Origin of the sequence: Aeromicrobium sp. 636 (assembly GCF_024433585.1) — a bacterium.
GTDB classification, from domain to species: Bacteria; Actinomycetota; Actinomycetes; order Propionibacteriales; family Nocardioidaceae; genus Aeromicrobium; species Aeromicrobium senzhongii.
In genome coordinates this window covers 20,335-38,745 of sequence record NZ_WNJU01000004.1, presented here as the reverse complement: position 1 = coordinate 38,745, position 18,411 = coordinate 20,335, and the positions used below count along the sequence as shown (strand labels likewise).

Genomic DNA, 18,411 nt, shown 5'->3' with positions numbered 1-18,411 from the left:
AGAACACTGGTGAGTGACGCACCCGAGGCGGTCCGGAAACCCGGATCCCGTGCGTCGAACCGTCGTTCCTTCCGCCAGCGCCATCCCGCCGTCGTGTGGGCGGTCGTGCTGATCGTCCTGCTGCCGCTGGTCGGCGGCGCCGCCTACGCCTGGAATCTCAAGCGCAAGCTCGACGACGTCGAGACGGTGAAGCTGAACCCGAAGGAAGCCCCCGATCCCGACGAGGGCCGGGCTCTCAACGTCCTGTTGCTCGGCTCGGACAAGGGCGAGCCCAAGAAGGGTCAGCCCAAGAACACGACGATCGCCGAGGACGCCGCCTCCGGCGACTGGCCCGTCGGCAAGTACCGCAGCGACACCTTGATGATCGTCCACATCCCGGCCGATCGGAAGAAGGTCTACCTCGTCTCGCTGCCGCGCGACTCGCTCGTCCCGATCTACGACGCCGAGGGCAAGACGACCCATTCGGAGAAGCTGAACGCGGCCTTCGCCATGGGCGGCCCCGTCGCCACCATCAACACCGTCGAGAAGCTCACGGGCCTGAAGATGGACCACCTCGCGATCATCGACTGGGCGGGCTTCAAGGACCTGTCGTCCGCCGTCGGCGGTGTCGAGGTCACGATCCCGCGCTCCTTCTACGACCCGCAGCAGAAGATCCAGTGGAACGCGGGCAAGCAGACGCTCGAGGGCAAGAAGGCGCTCGACTACGTCCGCACGCGCTACGGACTGGCCGGTGGCGACTTCGACCGCATCAAGCGCCAGCAGAACTTCATGCGCGCGCTCATGGGCAAGATGCTCAGCTCGGGAGTGACGACCAACCCGAACAAGCTGACCAAGACGGTGTCGGCGCTGACCGACAACCTCACGGTCGACGAGGGCTGGTCCGGCACGGCGATGGCGAAGCTGGCCCTGTCGTTGCGCGGCATCACCACCGACGACGTCACGTTCATGACCGCACCGGTCCAGGGCACCGAGACCATCCCGGTCTACGGCAGCGTCGTGGTCCTGCAGCAGGACAAGCTCGCCGAGCTGTTCACGGCCCTGGGCAAGGACAAGATGGGCAAGTACCTCAAGAAGTACCCCGACGACGTCCTGCCGGACGCCGAAGAGGTCTCCTGATCCTCAGCGTGCGCGGCGGTTCCACTCGATCGCCGGGCAGGTGTCCATGACCATCGGCACGCCGGCGGCGATCGTCCGGTCGAACGCGGCCTCGTCGATGACTCCGAGCTGGAACCACACGGCCTTCGCCCCGATCTCGACCGCCTGGTCCGCGAAGGGACCGGCCTGGTCCGAGCGACGGAAGACGTTCACGACGTCGACCGGGAAGGGCACCTCGGCGAGCGTGGCATAGCCCTGCTCCCCCAGCACGGTCGGAGCGTCGGGATGGATGGGGACGATGCGCTTGCCGCGGCGCTGCAACAGCTGGGCGATCGAGTACGCGGTGCGCGACAGGTTGGGCGACAGCCCCACCACGGCCCAGGTCTCGAGCTCGTCCAACATCAGGGACACGGCCTCAGGGTCCTGCCAGTCGGTCATGGCCCGAACGTATCCCGACGCGCCCGGATTCGCCGCCGGACGCCCTCGCACCGGACGTCCGTATCCTGAGTCCGTGACGACCGTCCTGACCTACGGCACCTTCGACCTGTTCCACATCGGCCACCTGCGCCTGCTGGAGCGTCTGTCCTCCATGGGGGACCGGCTGATCGTCGGCGTCTCCACCGACGAGTTCAACTCCGGCAAGGGCAAGAGCACCGTGGTGCCCTACGCCGACCGTGCCGAGATCGTCGGCGCGATCAAGGGCGTCGATCTCGTCCTGCCCGAGGAGTCGTGGGAGCAGAAGCGTCGCGACATCGTCGAGCACCAGGTCGACCTGTTCGTGATGGGCGACGACTGGACCGGCAAGTTCGACGACCTGTCCGACCTGTGCCGGGTCGAGTACCTGCCGCGCACCAAGGGCATCTCGACCACCGGCCTCAAGGAGATGCTGCGGGTCCTGGACCCGAGTCACATCGAGGAGATGCAGGAGGCGCTCGGCGTCCTCTCGCGGCTGCTCGACCACTACCGCGACCTCAGCTGACCGCGCCTCCCGCGGGGTGGCCGGGGGCGTCGCCGGCCCCGGGCACCAGCAGCTCGAACGTCGTCCGCTCGGCGTCGACGAGCACGAGGTAGCCGCCGAGATTTGCTCTCATTTCCACCTCTCACCGCGGTTGAAAGGTGGAAATGGGAGCAAATCTCGGGAGGGCGGGGTCAGATCCCGTACTGGAACTCGACGGTCATCCAGCCGAAGACCCAGAACCCCAACGCGCACCACAGGACCCCCGCGACCGCCAGCAGAGCTCCGCGGCGCCCACGCGCCGGGCGGTCGGGCGTCGCCGCCCACTGCACCGCGCGCATGACGAACGGCAGTAACAGGAACAGGACGGGCATCAGCAGCAACCGCGGACGCGCGTGCATGATGCCGTTCGAGCCCAGCACGCTGCCGGCGACGAGCACGGCCGTCAACCAGACCTGCCACGGCAGCCATCCCCGCAGCAGCGGCCACAGCGAGGCCACGCACAGGGCGAACACGAACACGATCATCCAGCTCGACAGGACGTAGGCGACGGCGTTGTGGTCACCCAGGTCGCGGACGACGGGGTGCTCACGGACCCAGGTCCAGCTCCCCGCGCCGAAGTCGAACTGGGAGTTCCACCCCCGTTCCTGAGCGGCGAAGTACCCGCCGATGTCGGCGACCTGCCGGTCGGCCCAGGCCACGTAGGCCGCGATGCCCAGGCTCCCGACGACCAGGGCTGACACCGCGGCCGCCGGGAAGGGGGCGCGCTTCCTGGCCCACGTCCACAGCTCGACGGCGGCCACGGCGCACAGCATCAGGAGCACGGCGACCACGGTGAGCCGGGTCAGGCCGGCACACAGGGTCAGCATCCCGGCGGCGAGGAAGCGCCGCCGCAGCACCATCACCAGGGTCCACACCACGCAGGCGCTGAACAGCGCCTCGGAGTAGGGCATCCAGTAGATGAAGGCCATCGGCGCGCCGAAGGCCAGGACGCAGACCGCGACCGCCATGGCCGCCTGCGCCCTGACCGACACGACTCGGGTCGGCCCCGGGCCGGAGCGCTGCCAGACCTCCACGGCCAGCCGGGCCAGGCCCCAGGCGAACACCAGCGATGCCGCCGCGGACACCACCAGGGCCCCGGCGAAGGCCGCGTTCTCACCACCGAAGACGGCGAACGGCGCCGAGACGATCCTGACCAGCACCGGGTACCCCGGGAAGAAGGCGACGGACTGCCACTGCACCAGCTCCCGCGGATCCGGCGACACCGAGAACCCGAAGTAGCCGAACTCGGCGATCTTGGTCATCCAGCCCGCGTCCCACTTGATCATGACGTCGTGGAGGCTCTTGTCGTTCTGACCGGCCCAGCCGGCCAGTGCCCACACCTGGATCAGACCCAGGGTCGCGGCCGTCATGATCGCCGCGCCCGGGACGGCGGCCCGCTCGACCGGGGAGACCCGCAATGCCTCGCGCGAGGGTTCGGTGTCCGGCGACTCGTCCGCGAACGTCAGCGCCATGGTTCTCCCTTGCTCGTCCCAGAGCGTGCGGTCCGTGCTCGCAAGGCCGGGCGACACGTGCCGACGCCGAGGATACGGGCGCGACGGCGCGTGCGGAAGGCGCCGCGAGACGCTCGCGGGACGACGAGAGGCCGGGACCCCAGTGGGTCCCGGCCTCTCGTGTCGTCAGCTCAGATGGCGACCGCGACGTCCGCGACCGAACCCTTGGCGGCGACGACCTGCGAGTCGACGACCTCGGCACGCGGCGCGAGCGTGCGCAGCGTCCAGGTGCCCGGGGCGGCGAAGAACCGGAACTGACCGGTGGCCGACGTGGGGACCTCGGCGGTGAACTCGCCGTTGCGGTCCAGCAGGCGCACGTAGGCGTTGCCGACCGGCTGCTCATCGCGCAGGACGACGCCCTGGATGACGGCCTGGTTCGTCACGTCGACGCCCTCCAGGCTCGGTCCTCCCTTGATCGCTCCGCACATGTCAGGCCTCCCCCGGCTCATCGCCGACCGCGACCGGCACGCCGCGCAGCGAGCCGTACTCGCTCCACGAGCCGTCGTAGTTCTTGACGTTCGGGTAGCCCAGGATCTCGCTCAGGACGAACCACGTGTGCGAGCTGCGCTCGCCGATGCGGCAGTAGGCGATCGTGTCCTTGCCCTCGTCGAGTCCGGCGTCGGAGTAGAGGGCCTTGAGGTCCTCGTCCTTCTTGAAGGTGCCGTCGTCGTTCGCGGCCTTGCTCCACGGCACGTTGCCGGCGGTGGGGATGTGGCCACCGATCTGCGCGGCCTCCTGCGGCAGGTGCGCGGGCGCCAGCAGGCGTCCGGCGAACTCGTCAGGGCTGCGCACGTCGATGAGATTCTGCGTGCCGATCGCCGCCACGACCTCGTCGCGGTAGGCGCGGATGTCCTCGTTCGGCTCCTGCGCCGTGTACGTCGTGGCCTCGCGGGTGACGGTGTCGGCCGTGAGCTCGCGGCTGTCGAGCTCCCACTTCTTGCGGCCGCCGTCGAGCAGGCGCAGGTTCTGGTGACCGTAGTACTTCAGGTACCAGTAGGCGTACGCGGCGAACCAGTTGTTGTTGCCGCCGTAGAAGACGACGGTGTCGTCGGTCGACACGCCCTTCTCGCTCAGCAGCTGCTCGAGGCGGTCCTTGCTGATGAAGTCGTGCCGGACGCCGTCCTGCAGGTCCTTCTTCCAGTCCAGCTTGATCGCGCCGGGGATGTGGCCCTTGTCGTAGGCCTCGGCGTCCTCGTCGACCTCGATGAGGACGACGCTCGGATCGTTCAGGTGGTCCTCGACCCAGTCGGCGGTGACGAGTGCGGTCTCGCGGCTCATGGTGTTCCTTTTCCTCTGCGAAGTGATGGTGGCGACGGTTGGCTCAGGCGCTCAGGCCAGGGTTCTGGCGAGGCGGCGGGTGGTCAGGTAGAGCTCGCAGCCCAGGCAGAAGCCCGTGGTGGCGTTGAGCAGGGCGGCGACGAACGCGAAGCCCACGGCGACGAGTCCGACGGTGGTGGCACCGGTCAGCAGGGCGACCAGTCCGACCAGCGCGAAGGTCAGTCCAATGGCCTGGGCGAAGCGCGGGGGCCGCGCGTCCTCGGTCCGGTCCGGTGCGCCGATCCGCGGCCGGACGACTGCGCGGAACAGCCAGGACCACGGCGAGGCCGCCAGCGAGACGAACACACCCAGCGCGAAGACGACGGTCTGCGCGCCCAGCACGATCTCGCGGGCCGGCGACGGCGTGACGAGGACCAGAGCCAAGACGGCAGAGGTCAGTGCCGCGCCGAAGCGGAGCGCACGCGGGTCGACCACGGTGTCGTGGGACATGGAGGTTCTCCGAACAGGAGTGAGGGGCTGACGAAGGCGAACGAGGGCGAGACGGTCAGCGCATACGACACAGCGCCGAACGCGTGCGGCAGTTGTCCACCGCGCGTCGTCGGGTCAGGTGTGTCGTGAACATGCCGTCAGACTAGGGCCCTCGCCGGACCCGACCCCGCCTGAATCTCACTCTGCAAGACAGGCGTCCGCATGACGAGATGGCCACGCGGGAGGGACGTCAGCGCGAGAACGCGCGATCGAGCGCGACCAGCACCTGATCGCGGGTGGGAGCACCGGAGGCCCGCTCCACGACCCGGCCCTGCGCATCGAGCACCAGGACGGTCGGCGTGCGCAGCACGTTCATCCGTCGCACGAGATCCAGCTGCGCCTCGGCGTCGATCTCGACCGCGGCCACGCCGGGGACCAGGGACGTCACCTGGGACAGCACCTGCCGCGTCGCGCGGCACGGCGCGCAGAACGCACTCGAGAACTGGACGAGCGTGGCCCGCTCCCCCAGCGGCACGCCGAGGTCGTCGGGATCGAGTCGCTCACCGTCGTCCTGCGGGTCGGCGGCAGCCACCGAGAATCGCCCGTTCTTCCAGCGCATGAGCAGCGCCGCCGCCCCGGCGACCACCACCGCGCCGATCAGCACCTGGACCCCGGTCATCTCGTCTCCTCCCGGCCGTCCCGGCCGTGTCACACCGATGTGACGTCGTTCGCATTCTGCGCCACCGTCGTCACAGCCACGTCACATGAAGTATGGTCGACGCAGCAATGAGGCTTCGATGAACACCATGCGTTCATCGGGGCCTCGACGTGTATAGGAGGCCAGTCACGTGTCCCACCTGCTGCTGCTGACGAAGAGCACCCAGTCCTCGGTCGAGGTGCTGCCGTCACTCGCCCTGCTCCCCCATCACGTCAAGATCCTCCCCGCGGAAGCCAGCGCGCTCATCGACGCACCGACGTGCGACGCCGTCCTGGTGGACGGGCGCCACGACCTGGCGCAGGTGCGCAGCCTGACGCGCGTGATCCGCACGACCGGCATCGAGTGCCCCCTCATCCTCATCCTCACCGAGGGCGGCCTGACCGTCGCCGCCGCCGACTGGGGCATGGACGACGTCATCCTCACCACGGCCGGCCCTGCCGAGCTCGAGGCCCGCCTGCGCCTGGGCATGGGCCGCGTCGCCGCCGAGGGCGACAAGTCCGACGACGACACCCACATCATCAGCGCCAGCGGCCTCGTGGTCGACGACGTCACCTACACCGCCAAGCTCGACGGCCGCGTCCTGGACCTGACGTTCAAGGAGTTCGAGCTGCTGAAGTTCCTGGCCCAGCACCCGGGCCGCGTCTTCACCCGCCAGCAGCTGCTGCAGGAGGTGTGGGGCTACGACTACTTCGGCGGCACCCGCACGGTGGACGTGCACGTGCGTCGCCTGCGCGCCAAGCTCGGCCCCGAGAACGAGACGCTGATCGGCACGGTCCGCAACGTCGGCTACCGCTTCGTCTCGCGTCGCGAGCCCGGTGACCGCGCGGCCGAGCGCTCCGCAGAGCGTCAGAGCGACGCCCGCCAGCAGGTCAGCGGCCGAGCCTGATCGCCGGCTGACCGCGCCGCCGGTCAGCCCAACGTGGGGATGAGCTCCTCGAGGTAGGCCACGGTGTCCTCCCAGCCCTCCACCGCGTGGCAGGGCACCCCCAGTGCCAGCACCGGGTAGTCGTTGCCGTCCGGATCCAGCCGATCGCCGACGAACAGCATGTCGTCGAGGCTGATCCCCGTGGCGTCCGCCAACTGCTTCATCCCGTAGGCCTTGTCGATCCCGCGATGGGTGATGTCGACGGACGTCGACCCGCCCGATCGCACCTCGAGGTCGGGCAGCTGCGCGGCGACGGCGTCACGCAGGGCGCTCTTCTTCGTACCGTCGGGATCCCATGCGGTCTTCGCCTCGATCGGCGCCTGCTGGCCCAGGGCCGAGAAGGTGATCTGCGAGCCACGGTCCTCGAGGATGTCGCCCCACGTCTGCGACTCCCAGAGCCCGAGCCGCTTGGCCTCGGCCTCGACGGCCGCCAGGGCGCGGTCGCGCTCGTCCTGCGTCAGGGCGTGCGCGTAGACCGTGACGATCTCGTCGCCGCGGAGCCGGTAGTACTGCGTCCCGCACGTCGGCAGCAGGTGGATCCGCTCCTTCACCTCGTCGGAGGCCTGCGGCAGGCGCTCGACGATCTGGGTGCGGAACTGCGTCAGCTGACCGCCCGAGATGACCGCGACCTGGACGCGTTCGGCCAACTGCACCAACAGTTCGCCGATCGGCTCGGGGATGGGGCACTTGGACGGCGCGAGCGTGTCATCGAGATCGAAGGCGACGAGTTGGGGTCCGGGCACGCGAGGGAGTCTACTGTTGGGGCCATGCGCCGTCTGCACAACATGACCCAGGCGTACGACTGGGGCTCGACCAGCGACATTCCGCGTTTTCTGGGGCGCACAGGATCAGGTGAGCCCGTCGCCGAGATGTGGCTCGGCACCCATCCCCTGGCACCGTCACAGATCGAGACGCCCGCGGGGCTGAGGCCGCTCTCCGACGTCGCCGGCGAGGTGCCGTTCATGCTCAAGATCCTCGCGGCCGAGCAGCCGCTGTCGATCCAGGTGCATCCGGGTGCCGCCGAGGCGCATGAGGGATTCGAGCGCGAGGAGGCCGCCGGCATCCCGCTCGACTCGCCGCAGCGGGTCTTCAAGGACCGCAACCACAAGCCCGAGATGGTCTACGCGCTGAGCACCTTCGACACGCTCGTGGGCTTCCGGCCGACGGCCGAGATCCTGCGCGTCTTCTCGCAGCTGGACTCGCCCACGATCAACGCCGCGTCGGCGACCCTGCGCGCCAAGACCGGCTTCAAGGGCATCGTCCGCGTGCTCGAGAACCTGCTGATCGCGCCGCCGCCGGCCGCCGAGATCGCCCAACTGGTGATCCAGTGCAAGGCCCTGGTCCACGACGGCGTCGACATCAAGCGCGCCTACAGCACCGCCGCGATGATCGCCCGCCACCACCCCGACGACGTCGGCATCGTGGTGTCCCTGCTGCTCAACCGGTTCACGCTGCAGCCCGGCGAGGCGGTGTTCCTGGGCACGGGCGTCATCCACGCCCATCTGTCCGGCCTGTGCCTGGAGGCCATGGCCAACTCCGACAACGTGCTGCGCGCGGGCCTGACCCGCAAGGCGCTCGACCCCGACGGGCTGATCCGCTGCCTCGAGGCCGGCATGTCGCGCGTCGCGCGCGTCGAGCCGGGTTATCCGTCCTTCTCGACCGAGGTCTACCACCCGGCGGTCGAGGAGTTCGCGCTCGCGGTCACCCAGGTCTCGCCCGCCGATCCCGACGGTGTCTCCCTGATCTCGGCCACCCACTCGATCATCATGTGCATCGGTGGCGGCGTCCAGGTGCTCAACGAGCAGGGCGAGAAGATCTCGCTCAGTCGTGGCGAGACCATCTACACGGACGCCCAGGACGGCGAGCTCACGGCGGTGGGGACGGGCGAGGTCGCCCAGATCTACCTGCCCGGACCGAACACGCCGGACTCCGAGCTCAAGGACCTCGTCGGCCACCGACCGGTCCGCGCCATCCCCTGATCGGACCGCGGGCGATGGATGTTCGATTCGTGGCAGGTGTCACCGTCATCACGAGCGACCCGGCACAGGACCAGCGGCTCTTCGCCGAGACCCTCGGGCTGCCGTTGCGGCCTCCCGTCACCGACCCGGACTCCGAGTACGTCTACTCCGAGGAGGTGGCGGGCACCAAGCACTTCGGCGTCTGGCCCCTGCGCGAGGCCGCCCAGGCCTGCTTCGGCCAGGACACCTGGCCCGACACGCACCCGGTTCCGCAGGCCACCATCGAGTTCGAGGTCGACGACGTCGAGAGCGCGGCCCGCGAGCTGACCGATCGCGGCTACCGGCTCGTGCACGAGGCGCGCACCGAGCCCTGGCAGCAGGTCGTGGCCCGCTTCCAGTCGGCCGACGGCCTCCTGATCGGTGTCTGCTTCACGCCGTGGATGCACGACGACCCAGCGGCGCCCTGACCGTCAGAGCAGGTCGTCGCGCCCGGCGTCCTTGAGCAGAGCGACCACGTCCTTGACCCGCTGCGACTGCGCCAGGTCGAGCACCAGGACCGCGTCGTCGGTCTGCACGACCGCGACGTTGCGCAGGCCCAGGACGGCGATCTGCACGCCCTCGCGACCGCGAGCCACGCCGTCGGCGTCGACCCACAGCACGTCGGGCGACGAGCCCAACGGAGCGATCGAGGCGAAGTCGCCCAGGTCGTCCCAGCCGAAGGGCGCGGGCACGACCGCCATGCCGCCCTCGGCCGCGACCGGCTCGGCGACGGCGTGGTCGATCGCGATCTTCGTCAGCGTGGGCCAGGTGCGGCCCAGCTCGGCCACGAACGCCGGCGTGCCCCAGGTCGCCGCGATCGCCCGCAGTCCGGCCGCCAGCTCGGGCTGGAACCGGGCCAGCGAGTCCAGCAGGACCGAGGCGCGGGCGACGAACATGCCGGCGTTCCAGACGTGGTCGCCCGAGGCCAGGTAGCCGCGGGCGGTGTCCTCGGCGGGCTTCTCGACGAAGCTGCGCACCGCGCGCGCCGACGCGAACCCGTCAAGCGCATCGCCCGCGGCGATGTAGCCGAATGCGGTGGAGGGCTCGGTCGGCTCGATCCCGATCGTGACGATGTAGCCCTCCTCGGCCACGGCGATCGCCTCGCGGACGGCCTCGACGAAGCGGTCGGGGTCGGGGATGCGGTGGTCGGCCGCGAACGAGCCCACGATCGCGTCGGGATCGGCCCGCTCGATGATCGCGGCGGCCAGGCCGATGGCAGGCATCGAGTCGCGGGGGGACGGCTCGAGCAGCAGGTTGACCAGCTCGGGGAGCTGCGCGGCGATGGCGCTGCCGTGGTCGGCACCCGAAACGACGTGGATGCGCTCGGTGCCCGTGAGCGGCAGCATCCGGTCCCAGGTCTGCTGGATCAGCGTCCGGCCGGTCCCCTCGAGGTCGAGCAGGAACTTCGGCCGGGCGCGGCGCGACAGCGGCCACAGGCGCGTTCCCGCCCCGCCGGCGGGGATGATGGCGTGGAAGGAGGACACGGCGGTCACTGTAGTGGTCCGCCGTGCGCCACGGAATCGATGCCGCGACCCCGTCACCGCCATACTGGGTGCCGTGTCCCGCCTGACCGCACGTGAGCTGATCGACCTCGTCCTCGACCCCGGATCGTGGGAGTCGTGGGACGAGCCGGTCGACCACGACGTCCACCCCGAGCCCTACCGCACCGACCTGCTGGCTGCCGCCGAGCGTGCCGGCACCGACGAGTCGGTCATCACCGGCCGGGCGCTCATGCGCGGCCGCCCGGTCGCCGTGCTGGTCAACGAGTTCCGGTTCCTGGCCGGATCGATCGGGCAGGTCGCCGCCGACCGGATCGTCCGCGCGGTGCGCCGCGCGACCGCCGAGGGCATCCCCGTGCTGGCCACCACCGCCTCGGGCGGCACGCGCATGCAGGAGGGCACGCCCGCGTTCGTCCGCATGGTCGACATCTCCCGCGCGCTGATGGACCACAAGGCCGCCGGACTGCCGTACCTGGTCTACCTGCGCCACCCCACGACCGGTGGCGTCTTCGCCTCCTGGGGCTCGCTGGGTCACATCACGATCGCCGAGCCGGGAGCGCTCGTCGGGTTCCTCGGCCCGAAGGTCTACGAGCTGCTCAACGGCACACCGTTCCCACCCGGGATCCAGACCTCCGACAACCTCGCCAACCGCGGGATCATCGACGCCGTCGTGATGCCCGAGGAGCTGCCCTCGATGGTCGACACCGCCCTGTCGATCCTCATCGACCCGCCCACGGAGTCCAGCCGGTCGCGGCGGCCCGCGGCCACCGCGCGCCGACACGACACCTGGGACTCGGTCCTGCTGACCCGCACCCCGGACCGGCCCGGTGTCCGCGAGGTCCTGCGCTGGGGCTCGGACGTGATCATCCGCCTGCAGGGCACCGAGCGGGGTGAGCGCGACGCGGCGATGATCGTCGCCCTGGCGCGGATCGACGGCGAGCCCTGCGTCGTCATCGGTCAGGACCGCACCACCCAGAGCCGGATCAAGCCGATGGGCCCCGCCGCCCTGCGCGAGGCGCGGCGCGGGATGCGGCTGGCGAACGAGCTGGGGTTGCCGCTGGTCTCGTTCATCGACACCCCCGGCGCCGAGCTGTCGCCCGAGGCCGAGCAGGGCGCGATCGCCGGCGAGATCGCCCGGTGCATCAGCTCGATGTCGACGATGCGGGTCCCGTCGGTCTCGGTCCTGCTGGGACAGGGGTGCGGCGGGGGCGCGCTGGCGCTGCTGCCGGCGACCCGCACGATCGCCGCCGAGAACTCCTGGCTGTCCCCCCTGCCGCCCGAGGGCGCCAGCGCGATCGTCTTCGGAGACGTCGACCATGCGGCGCAGCTGGCCATCGAGCAACGCATCAGTGCCTTCGACCTGCACGAGTCGGGGGCCGTCCACCACCTCGTTCCCGAGCCCGACGACGACGATCCGGAGTCGTTCGCCCGGGCCATGGCAGCCGAGGTCGCCCATCAGCTACGAGTCCTGCGGGAGCACCCATGAGTCTGATCGACCTGGCCGGCCTGGCCCGCGCCGCCGACGGTGTGGCGCCGTTCAACGAGGCGACGACGATCGCCCTGCGCGACGGCGCCCCGCTGCGGCTCGAGCGCTATGACGAGGTCGTGGGCGCGGTCGCCGTCGGTGACGCCCCCGTCGAGTTCGTGGTCCACCCGCGGTACCGGCGCCAGGGCCGCGGCCGTGCCCTCGTGGACGATCTCGTCGAGCGCGGCGAGACGCGCTTCTGGGCCCACGGCGACCTGCCGGGCGCGCAGGCCTTGGCAGCCGCCGCCGGACTGCGCGCGGTGCGAACGCTGCTGGTCCTCTCCACGACGGACCGCGGCGTGCCCGAGGTGCCGGTCCCGGCCGGCGTCACGCTGCGCTCCTTCACCGAGGCCGACGCCGACGCGGTCGTGGCGGTGAACGGACGTGCCTTCGCCCACCACCCCGAGCAGGGCGCCATGGACCGGGCCGACTTCGACCGGCGTCGGTCCGAGTCCTGGTTCGACCCTGCGGGGCTCTTCGTCGCCGAGCGCGACGGGCAGGTCGTCGGCTTCCACTGGACGAAGGCCGAGGACGGTGTCGGGGAGGTCTACGTCGTCGGGGTCGACCCCTCGGCGCACGGCGGCGGACTCGGCAAGGCCCTGACCGCCATCGGGCTGCGGCACCTGTGGGACAGCGGCGTCGGCGAGATCGACCTCTACGTCGAGGGCGACAACGACCCGGCCCTGGCGGTCTACCGCCGACTCGGGTTCACCGAGAAGGCCCGCGACGTCCTCTACGCGGCCGACTGAGTCAGACGAGTCCGCGCTGCAACTCGGCCGCGAACCGCCGGACGGCGGCGGGCGCCGCGGTGCCGTAGCCGACCATGGTGGCGAACCCGTGGATCAGTCGCTCCTCTCGGACCGACGTCACGGGCACCCCGGCCGCACGGAGCGCTTCGGCGTACGCCTCGCCCTCGTCGCGCAGGGGGTCGAAGCCGGCCGTGACCACGTGGGCCGGCGGGAGGTCCTCGAGGCTGCCCTTGATCGGCGAGATCCGGGGATCCGAGCGATCCTCCCCACGCACGAGATAGGCGTTGTCGAACTCGTCCATCAGGGCGTCGGTGAGGAAGAACCCCTCGGCGAACTCGCGGCGGCTCTGCGTGACGCTCGTGAAGTCGGTGACCGGGTAGACCAGCAACTGGAACCGCGGGGACGGGCCGCCCGTGCGCACCATCTCCTGGGCGACGACGGTGGCGAGGTTGCCGCCGGCGCTGTCGCCGCCGACCGCGATCCGGTCGGGGTCGATCGCCAGTCCGGAGGCGTTGCGCGCGATCCACGTCCACGCCTCCACGCAGTCGTCGACGGCGGCCGGGAACGGGTGCTCGGGCGCGAGCCGGTAGTCCACCGCGACGACGCGCACCATCGCCTGCTCTGCCAGGAACCGGCACAGCGAGTCGTGGCTCTCGAGATCGCCCAGGGTGAAGCCGCCGCCGTGGAACCAGACCAGGGCCGGCGACGGTCCACGCAGGTCGCGCGGCGTGTAGAAGCGCATCCGAATCGGGCCGCCCGCGCCGGCGATCTGCCGCTCGGTGACGGCCCCGATCGGCTGGTCGCCGCCGACGAGCCGATCGGCCCGCGCGAGGTCGCGACGCTGGCGACTGATCGGAGTCGCCGCCGGGTCGGGGTTCTCGAACCGCATCAGCGTCAGCATGGCCTGCATGTCCGGATGCAGGGTCAGGTCCTGGCGGCGGATCGGGGCGCCGAAGACGATCCTCTTGAGGGGGAGCGGAGCGGCTCCCACCGCGGCCACAGCAGCACGTCGGACCCGCCTGGAGACGCTCATGGGGGCGAAGGTAGCAGCCCCGTGTGACGCACCCGCAACGCAATCGGCGTGTTCACCGGGCGGCCCGGCCCGTGATGGCGCATCATGAAAGCCAGTTCGCCCCGTCATGCAGGCGAACGAGAGGAACGCCGATGAGCCACGCAAAAGCCATCAAGGTCGACCCGCGCGAGCCAGAGCCCGATCTGGCCGCGCCCCTCGGCGAGACGCCCGTGGCCCGACCGGGCTTCCGCCGCTCGATGGTCCTGCTGGTGCTGCTCTCGGTGCCCCTGTGGGCCGTGATCATCGGCGGTGGCTATCTGGCGGTCCGAGCGCTCGGCTGAGTTCACGCGTTATTCACCAGACCGTGGCATCGTGAGTTCATGGAGTCCACGGACCTGACGGTCCCCGAACCGCTCGCCGCATCGCCCGACGAATTCGACGTCGACCCGCCTTACGACGCGACGGACGGGGCCTTGCCCGACGACCGCTTCCTCGACCGCGAGCTCTCGTGGATCGCGTTCAACGCCCGCGTCCTGGAGCTCGCCGAGATCGAGTCGCTGCCGCTGTTGGAGCGCACCCGGTTCCTGGCGATCTTCGGCAGCAACCTCGACGAGTTCTTCATGGTCCGGATCGCCGGCCTCAAGCGACGCATCGCGGCCGGGGTCGCCGTGCCGTCGGCCAGCGGGCTGAATCCGCGCGACGTCCTGGCCTCCAGCCTGCAGGCCAGCCGGGTCCTGACCGAACGGCAGTCGAACCTGCTGCACGAGGTGTTCCTGCCGGCGCTGGCCGACGAGGGCATCCACCTGTTGCGCTGGTCAGGGCTCACCGACGAGGAGAAGGACCGGGTCACGGCCTTCTACCACCAGCGCGTCTTCCCCGTCCTGACCCCGCTGGCCGTCGACCCGGCCCACCCGTTCCCCTACATCTCGGGGCTGTCGCTCAACATCGCCCTGGTGATGCGCAACCCCCGCACGGGCAAGCAGCACTTCGCGCGGGTCAAGGTGCCGCCCGTCATCCAACGGTGGGTCGAGGCCTCGGACGGCCGGTTCGTCGCCCTGGAGGACGTCATCGCGGCCAACCTCGACAGCCTCTTCCCCGGCATGGAGATCATCGACCACCACACGTTCCGGGTGACCCGCAACGAGGACCTGGAGGTCGAGGAGGATGACGCCGAGAACCTCCTCAAGGCACTGGAGAAGGAACTGCTGCGGCGCCGGTTCGGCCCGCCGGTGCGCCTCGAGGTCGACGAGGAGATGTCCGACTCCGTGCTGGAGCTGCTGGTCGGCGAGCTGGGCGTGTCCGACGACGAGGTGTTCCGCCTGCGCGGGCCCCTGGACCTGACCAGCCTCAACGAGATCGCCGACCTCGATCGGCCCGCCCTGAAGTTCCCGCCGTTCGTCCCCGGCACGCACGAGCACCTCGCCGAGGTCGAGACGGCCAGCCCGGCCGACATGTTCAGCGCCCTGCGCAAGCGCGACGTCCTCGTGCACCATCCGTACGACTCGTTCGCCACGAGCGTGCAGCGGTTCGTCGAGCAGGCGGCCGCCGATCCGCACGTCCTGGCGATCAAGCAGACGCTCTATCGCACCTCGGGCGACTCGCCGATCATCGACTCGCTCATCGACGCGGCCCGCGCCGGCAAGCAGGTCCTGGTGCTCGTCGAGATCAAGGCGCGCTTCGACGAGCAGGCCAACATCCGCTGGGCCCGCAAGCTCGAGCGTGCGGGCTGCCACGTCGTCTACGGACTGGTCGGGCTCAAGACGCACTGCAAGCTGGCCCTGGTGATCCGCGACGAGCCCGACGGCCTGCGCCGCTACGCCCACATCGGCACCGGCAACTACAACCCCAAGACCGCGCGCCTCTACGAGGACCTCGGCCTGCTGACGTCGAACCCCGAGATCACCCACGACCTGACCGAGCTGTTCAACAGCCTCTCGGGCTTCGCGCTGACCAGTGACTACGACTCGCTGCTCGTGGCTCCGCGACTGCTGCGATCGGGGCTGCTCGACCGAATCGACCGCGAGATCGCACGACACCGCGAGGGCCGGCCCGCCCGCATCGCCTTCAAGCTCAACTCCCTGGTCGACGAGGCGATCATCGACAAGCTCTACGAGGCGTCACGCGCCGGCGTCGAGGTCGACCTGATCATCCGCGGCATCTGCGCGCTGCGACCCGGGGTGCCCGGGCTGTCCGAGCGGATCCGCGTGCGCAGCGTCCTGGGCCGCTTCCTCGAGCACAGCCGGGTCTTCGCGTTCGGCGCCGACGACGAGCGCGAGGTCTGGATCGGCTCCTCGGACCTGATGCACCGCAACCTCGACCGGCGCATCGAGGTGCTCGTGAAGGTCCCGTCGCCCGAGCACGTCCAGCAGCTCTTCGACCTGCTGGCGCTGATGGCGTCCGACGCGACGCTGTCGTGGCACCTGGGCCCGGACGGTGCCTGGACCCGCGTCGACGGGACCGACGTCCAGGAGGTCCTCATCGAGCGGGCGCGCGCGCGGCGCGCGCGGGCCTGAGAGCGAACCCATGGCGAGCAAGATCATCCCGGCCGCCGGCGGCATCGTGTGGCGCAAGACCGGCGCTGGCGGGATCGAGGTCCTGGTCGTGCACCGGCCCGACTACGACGACTGGACCTTCCCGAAGGGCAAGGCGGACCCGGACGAGCCGCTGCCCGTCACGGCCGTCCGCGAGATCGCCGAGGAGACCGGGTACCGGGTGCGCCTGGTCCACCCGCTGCCCGAGGTCGCCTACCGCGTCCGCGGCGGCATCAAGCAGGTCTCGTGGTGGGTCGCCCGGCCGCTCGACGACCGCAGCGACTTCCGGCCCAACCAGGAGGTCGACGAGGTCTGCTGGTTCGCGCCGCGAGAGGCGCGCAAGCGGCTGACGTACTCCCACGACCGACGGCTGCTCGAGTCCTTCGAGGACCTCGTGGCGCAGAAGGCGCACAAGGCCCGCACCCTGATCGTGCTGCGGCACGCGAAGTCGGTCCCCCGCGCCGAGTTCGGCGGTGGGGACCTCGACCGTCCGCTGGCCGCGGCCGGCCACGACCGCGCGAAGGAGCTCGTCCCCCTCCTGACCGCCTTCGGCGTGCGACGCATCGTCAGCTCACCTGCCACCCGCACGGTCCAGACCGTGGATCCGTACGTGGCAGCCACGGACGAGCTGCTCGAGATCGACGACCGGCTGGTCGAAGGCGCGTCCGCAGGGAAGGTCGACCGGGCCGTCGAGGCCCTTCTGGGCACCAAGCGACCCACGGTCGCCTGCACGCACCGCCCGACCCTGCCGGCGATCTACGCCTCGCTCGACATCAGCGGACCGGTGCTGCCGGCCGGGCGTGGACTGGTCGTCCACCACCGCAAGGGCAAGGTCCTGGCCTCCGAGCTGATCTGACCGCCGACACCGCCGCCGGAGATTCCCCGACGGTTCACCTTCCGTTCACTCTCGTCGCAGCACCGATACACCTGCGATTCCTACGGTGACGGTGACCGAGGCATTCCGCCCCGTGTCACTTGTTCGCAGAGAGGGAACACCCGTGAACCGCAAGTCCATGCGCACCCTGGCCGCCACGGCAGCCAGCTCCACGTTGTTGTTCGGCCTGGCCGCCTGTGGGGCCGGCAACGAGTCCGCCTCGGCGGACGGCGCGTCCGCCAGCTCGCTCAGCGGAACGCTCAACGGCGGGGGCGCCAGCTCGCAGGAGTCCGCGGTCGGCGCGTGGAGGCAGGGCTTCCAGACCGCGAACCCGGACGTCACCGTCAACTACGACCCGGTCGGCTCCGGCGGCGGCCGTGAGCAGTTCATCGCCGGCGGCCTGTCCTTCGCGGGCTCCGACGCCTACCTGGAGGGCGAGGAGCTCGCGGCCGCGAAGGAGCGCTGCGGCTCCGACGTCGTGTCCGTCCCGGTCTACGTCAGCCCCATCGCCGTCATCTACAACCTCGACGGCGTCAAGGACCTGCGGCTCGACGCGGCGACGCTCGGCGCGATCTTCGAGGGCAAGATCAAGCAGTGGGACGACCCGGCGATCGCCGAGCTGAACCCGGACGCCGACCTGCCCGACACCAAGATCACCACGGTGCACCGCGCGGACGACTCGGGCACCACCAAGAACTTCACCGACTACCTGACCGAGGCGTCGGGTGGCTCCTGGAGCGGCGGCGTCGTCGAGACCTGGCCGCTCAAGGGCGGCGAGGCCGCCGACGGCACGTCGGGCGTGGTCTCGGCGGTCAAGGCCGGCCAGGGAACCATCGGCTACGCGGACGCCAGCCAGGCCGGCGACCTCGGCACGGCGCAGGTGAAGGTCGGCGATGAGTACGTCGGTCCCACCGAGGAGGCGGCCGCCAAGGTGCTCGACACGGCGGAGGCCGAGCCGGGCCGCGCCGAGACCGACATCGCGCTGAAGATCGACCGTACGACCGATGCCGCCGGGGTCTACCCCGTCGTCCTGGTCTCGTACCAGATCGCCTGCCAGACGTACGAGGACGCGAAGGAGGCCGAGCTGGTGAAGTCCTGGCTGACCTACGTCGCGTCGCCCGAGGGCCAGCAGGCCAGCGAGAAGGCCGCCGGCTCGGCTCCCCTGTCGGAGAGCTTCGCCGCCAAGGTCAAGACCGCCGTCGACACGATCGGCTGACGCCTTCGATCCGGCC

At 70.5% G+C, this 18,411-nt stretch carries 20 protein-coding genes; 11 read left to right on the top strand and 9 right to left on the bottom strand.

Going from position 1 to position 18,411, the window contains the following annotated elements; translation table 11 throughout:
- The first annotated feature begins 9 nt into the window (after positions 1-9).
- A complete protein-coding gene (locus tag GL325_RS12980; RefSeq protein WP_187769830.1) occupies positions 10-1,116 on the top strand; it encodes an LCP family protein in 1,107 nt (368 codons plus the stop codon).
- Between the two features lie 3 nt (positions 1,117-1,119).
- On the opposite strand, the gene GL325_RS12975 is transcribed toward GL325_RS12980, so the two are convergent.
- The gene (locus GL325_RS12975; protein ID WP_187769829.1) at positions 1,120-1,533 is read right to left on the bottom strand and encodes a CoA-binding protein; all 414 of its coding nucleotides are present in this window, start codon (positions 1,531-1,533) and stop codon (positions 1,120-1,122) included.
- Between the two features lie 73 nt (positions 1,534-1,606).
- On the opposite strand from GL325_RS12975, the gene GL325_RS12970 reads away from it, so the two are divergent.
- On the top strand, positions 1,607-2,074 hold the full coding sequence (locus GL325_RS12970; protein ID WP_369412432.1) for an adenylyltransferase/cytidyltransferase family protein: 468 nt from the start codon (positions 1,607-1,609) through the stop codon (positions 2,072-2,074).
- 170 nt (positions 2,075-2,244) lie between these two features.
- Here GL325_RS12970 and GL325_RS12965 read toward each other — a convergent pair whose 3' ends face one another.
- The 5 genes from GL325_RS12965 to GL325_RS12945 form a co-directional block, all read right to left on the bottom strand.
- The gene (locus tag GL325_RS12965; protein WP_223111300.1) at positions 2,245-3,564 is read right to left on the bottom strand and encodes a hypothetical protein; all 1,320 of its coding nucleotides are present in this window, start codon (positions 3,562-3,564) and stop codon (positions 2,245-2,247) included.
- A gap of 170 nt (positions 3,565-3,734) precedes the next feature.
- Positions 3,735-4,031 carry a DUF1416 domain-containing protein gene (locus GL325_RS12960; RefSeq protein ID WP_154595992.1) on the bottom strand — a complete coding sequence of 99 codons (297 nt, stop codon included), beginning with the start codon at positions 4,029-4,031 and terminating at the stop codon, positions 3,735-3,737.
- 1 nt (position 4,032) lies between these two features.
- A complete protein-coding gene (locus GL325_RS12955; protein WP_187769828.1) occupies positions 4,033-4,881 on the bottom strand; it encodes a sulfurtransferase in 849 nt (282 codons plus the stop codon).
- 51 nt (positions 4,882-4,932) lie between these two features.
- Complete coding sequence (locus tag GL325_RS12950; RefSeq protein ID WP_187769827.1) at positions 4,933-5,370, bottom strand: DUF4395 domain-containing protein; 438 nt, start codon at positions 5,368-5,370, stop codon at positions 4,933-4,935.
- Positions 5,371-5,599: 229 nt separating this feature from the next.
- Positions 5,600-6,028 carry a thioredoxin family protein gene (locus tag GL325_RS12945; protein ID WP_154595995.1) on the bottom strand — a complete coding sequence of 143 codons (429 nt, stop codon included), beginning with the start codon at positions 6,026-6,028 and terminating at the stop codon, positions 5,600-5,602.
- Between the two features lie 169 nt (positions 6,029-6,197).
- On the opposite strand from GL325_RS12945, the gene GL325_RS12940 reads away from it, so the two are divergent.
- Positions 6,198-6,953, top strand: a complete 756-nt coding sequence (locus GL325_RS12940) for a response regulator transcription factor (protein WP_187411688.1) — start codon at positions 6,198-6,200, stop codon at positions 6,951-6,953.
- A 23-nt stretch (positions 6,954-6,976) separates the two neighbouring features.
- Here the strand turns inward: GL325_RS12940 and GL325_RS12935 are convergent, their stop codons facing one another.
- A complete protein-coding gene (locus GL325_RS12935; protein WP_187411687.1) occupies positions 6,977-7,735 on the bottom strand; it encodes an HAD-IIB family hydrolase in 759 nt (252 codons plus the stop codon).
- A 24-nt stretch (positions 7,736-7,759) separates the two neighbouring features.
- Here GL325_RS12935 and manA point away from each other — a divergent pair, with 24 nt between their 5' ends.
- Both manA and GL325_RS12925 read left to right on the top strand, forming a co-directional pair.
- On the top strand, positions 7,760-8,971 hold the full coding sequence (manA, locus tag GL325_RS12930; RefSeq protein ID WP_187769826.1) for a mannose-6-phosphate isomerase, class I: 1,212 nt from the start codon (positions 7,760-7,762) through the stop codon (positions 8,969-8,971).
- A gap of 29 nt (positions 8,972-9,000) precedes the next feature.
- Positions 9,001-9,417 (top strand): VOC family protein, encoded by a 417-nt coding sequence (locus tag GL325_RS12925; protein WP_223111299.1) that lies wholly within the window; start codon positions 9,001-9,003, stop codon positions 9,415-9,417.
- A 3-nt stretch (positions 9,418-9,420) separates the two neighbouring features.
- Here GL325_RS12925 and GL325_RS12920 read toward each other — a convergent pair whose 3' ends face one another.
- On the bottom strand, positions 9,421-10,473 hold the full coding sequence (locus GL325_RS12920) for a mannose-1-phosphate guanylyltransferase (protein WP_255956219.1): 1,053 nt from the start codon (positions 10,471-10,473) through the stop codon (positions 9,421-9,423).
- A 73-nt stretch (positions 10,474-10,546) separates the two neighbouring features.
- On the opposite strand from GL325_RS12920, the gene GL325_RS12915 reads away from it, so the two are divergent.
- Both GL325_RS12915 and mshD read left to right on the top strand, forming a co-directional pair.
- Positions 10,547-11,974 carry a carboxyl transferase domain-containing protein gene (locus GL325_RS12915; RefSeq protein ID WP_222865815.1) on the top strand — a complete coding sequence of 476 codons (1,428 nt, stop codon included), beginning with the start codon at positions 10,547-10,549 and terminating at the stop codon, positions 11,972-11,974.
- Positions 11,971-12,762: a mycothiol synthase gene (mshD, locus tag GL325_RS12910; RefSeq protein WP_187769823.1), complete on the top strand. Its 792-nt coding sequence runs from the start codon at positions 11,971-11,973 to the stop codon at positions 12,760-12,762. The genes GL325_RS12915 and mshD overlap by 4 nt, the downstream gene beginning before the upstream one ends.
- A gap of 1 nt (position 12,763) precedes the next feature.
- Here the strand turns inward: mshD and GL325_RS12905 are convergent, their stop codons facing one another.
- Entirely contained in the window at positions 12,764-13,795 is a 1,032-nt protein-coding gene (locus GL325_RS12905; protein ID WP_187769822.1) for an alpha/beta hydrolase, read from the bottom strand.
- Between the two features lie 131 nt (positions 13,796-13,926).
- Between GL325_RS12905 and GL325_RS12900 the strand changes: the two genes are divergently transcribed.
- From GL325_RS12900 to pstS, 4 genes are all read left to right on the top strand, one after another.
- Positions 13,927-14,115, top strand: coding sequence for a hypothetical protein (locus GL325_RS12900; protein WP_154596003.1), 189 nt, complete (start codon positions 13,927-13,929; stop codon positions 14,113-14,115).
- Between the two features lie 39 nt (positions 14,116-14,154).
- Positions 14,155-16,287, top strand: a complete 2,133-nt coding sequence (locus GL325_RS12895; protein WP_187769821.1) for an RNA degradosome polyphosphate kinase — start codon at positions 14,155-14,157, stop codon at positions 16,285-16,287.
- A gap of 10 nt (positions 16,288-16,297) precedes the next feature.
- Positions 16,298-17,161 carry a bifunctional NUDIX hydrolase/histidine phosphatase family protein gene (locus GL325_RS12890; RefSeq protein ID WP_187769820.1) on the top strand — a complete coding sequence of 288 codons (864 nt, stop codon included), beginning with the start codon at positions 16,298-16,300 and terminating at the stop codon, positions 17,159-17,161.
- Between the two features lie 142 nt (positions 17,162-17,303).
- Complete coding sequence (pstS, locus tag GL325_RS12885; protein WP_255467126.1) at positions 17,304-18,395, top strand: phosphate ABC transporter substrate-binding protein PstS; 1,092 nt, start codon at positions 17,304-17,306, stop codon at positions 18,393-18,395.
- The last annotated feature ends 16 nt before the right edge of the window (positions 18,396-18,411 follow it).

Bases quoted from the DNA above. Each gene is read 5' to 3' on its own strand.
- GL325_RS12975 (WP_187769829.1), bottom strand. From the start codon at position 1,533: ATGACCGACTGGCAGGACCCTGAGGCCGTGTCCCTGATGTTGGACGAG.
- GL325_RS12965 (WP_223111300.1), bottom strand. From the start codon at position 3,564: ATGGCGCTGACGTTCGCGGACGAGTCGCCGGACACCGAACCCTCGCGC.
- GL325_RS12960 (WP_154595992.1), bottom strand. From the start codon at position 4,031: ATGTGCGGAGCGATCAAGGGAGGACCGAGCCTGGAGGGCGTCGACGTG.
- GL325_RS12955 (WP_187769828.1), bottom strand. From the start codon at position 4,881: ATGAGCCGCGAGACCGCACTCGTCACCGCCGACTGGGTCGAGGACCAC.
- GL325_RS12950 (WP_187769827.1), bottom strand. From the start codon at position 5,370: ATGTCCCACGACACCGTGGTCGACCCGCGTGCGCTCCGCTTCGGCGCG.
- GL325_RS12945 (WP_154595995.1), bottom strand. From the start codon at position 6,028: ATGACCGGGGTCCAGGTGCTGATCGGCGCGGTGGTGGTCGCCGGGGCG.
- manA (WP_187769826.1), top strand. From the start codon at position 7,760: ATGCGCCGTCTGCACAACATGACCCAGGCGTACGACTGGGGCTCGACC.
- mshD (WP_187769823.1), top strand. From the start codon at position 11,971: ATGAGTCTGATCGACCTGGCCGGCCTGGCCCGCGCCGCCGACGGTGTG.
- GL325_RS12905 (WP_187769822.1), bottom strand. From the start codon at position 13,795: ATGAGCGTCTCCAGGCGGGTCCGACGTGCTGCTGTGGCCGCGGTGGGA.
- GL325_RS12900 (WP_154596003.1), top strand. From the start codon at position 13,927: ATGAGCCACGCAAAAGCCATCAAGGTCGACCCGCGCGAGCCAGAGCCC.
- GL325_RS12895 (WP_187769821.1), top strand. From the start codon at position 14,155: ATGGAGTCCACGGACCTGACGGTCCCCGAACCGCTCGCCGCATCGCCC.
- GL325_RS12890 (WP_187769820.1), top strand. From the start codon at position 16,298: ATGGCGAGCAAGATCATCCCGGCCGCCGGCGGCATCGTGTGGCGCAAG.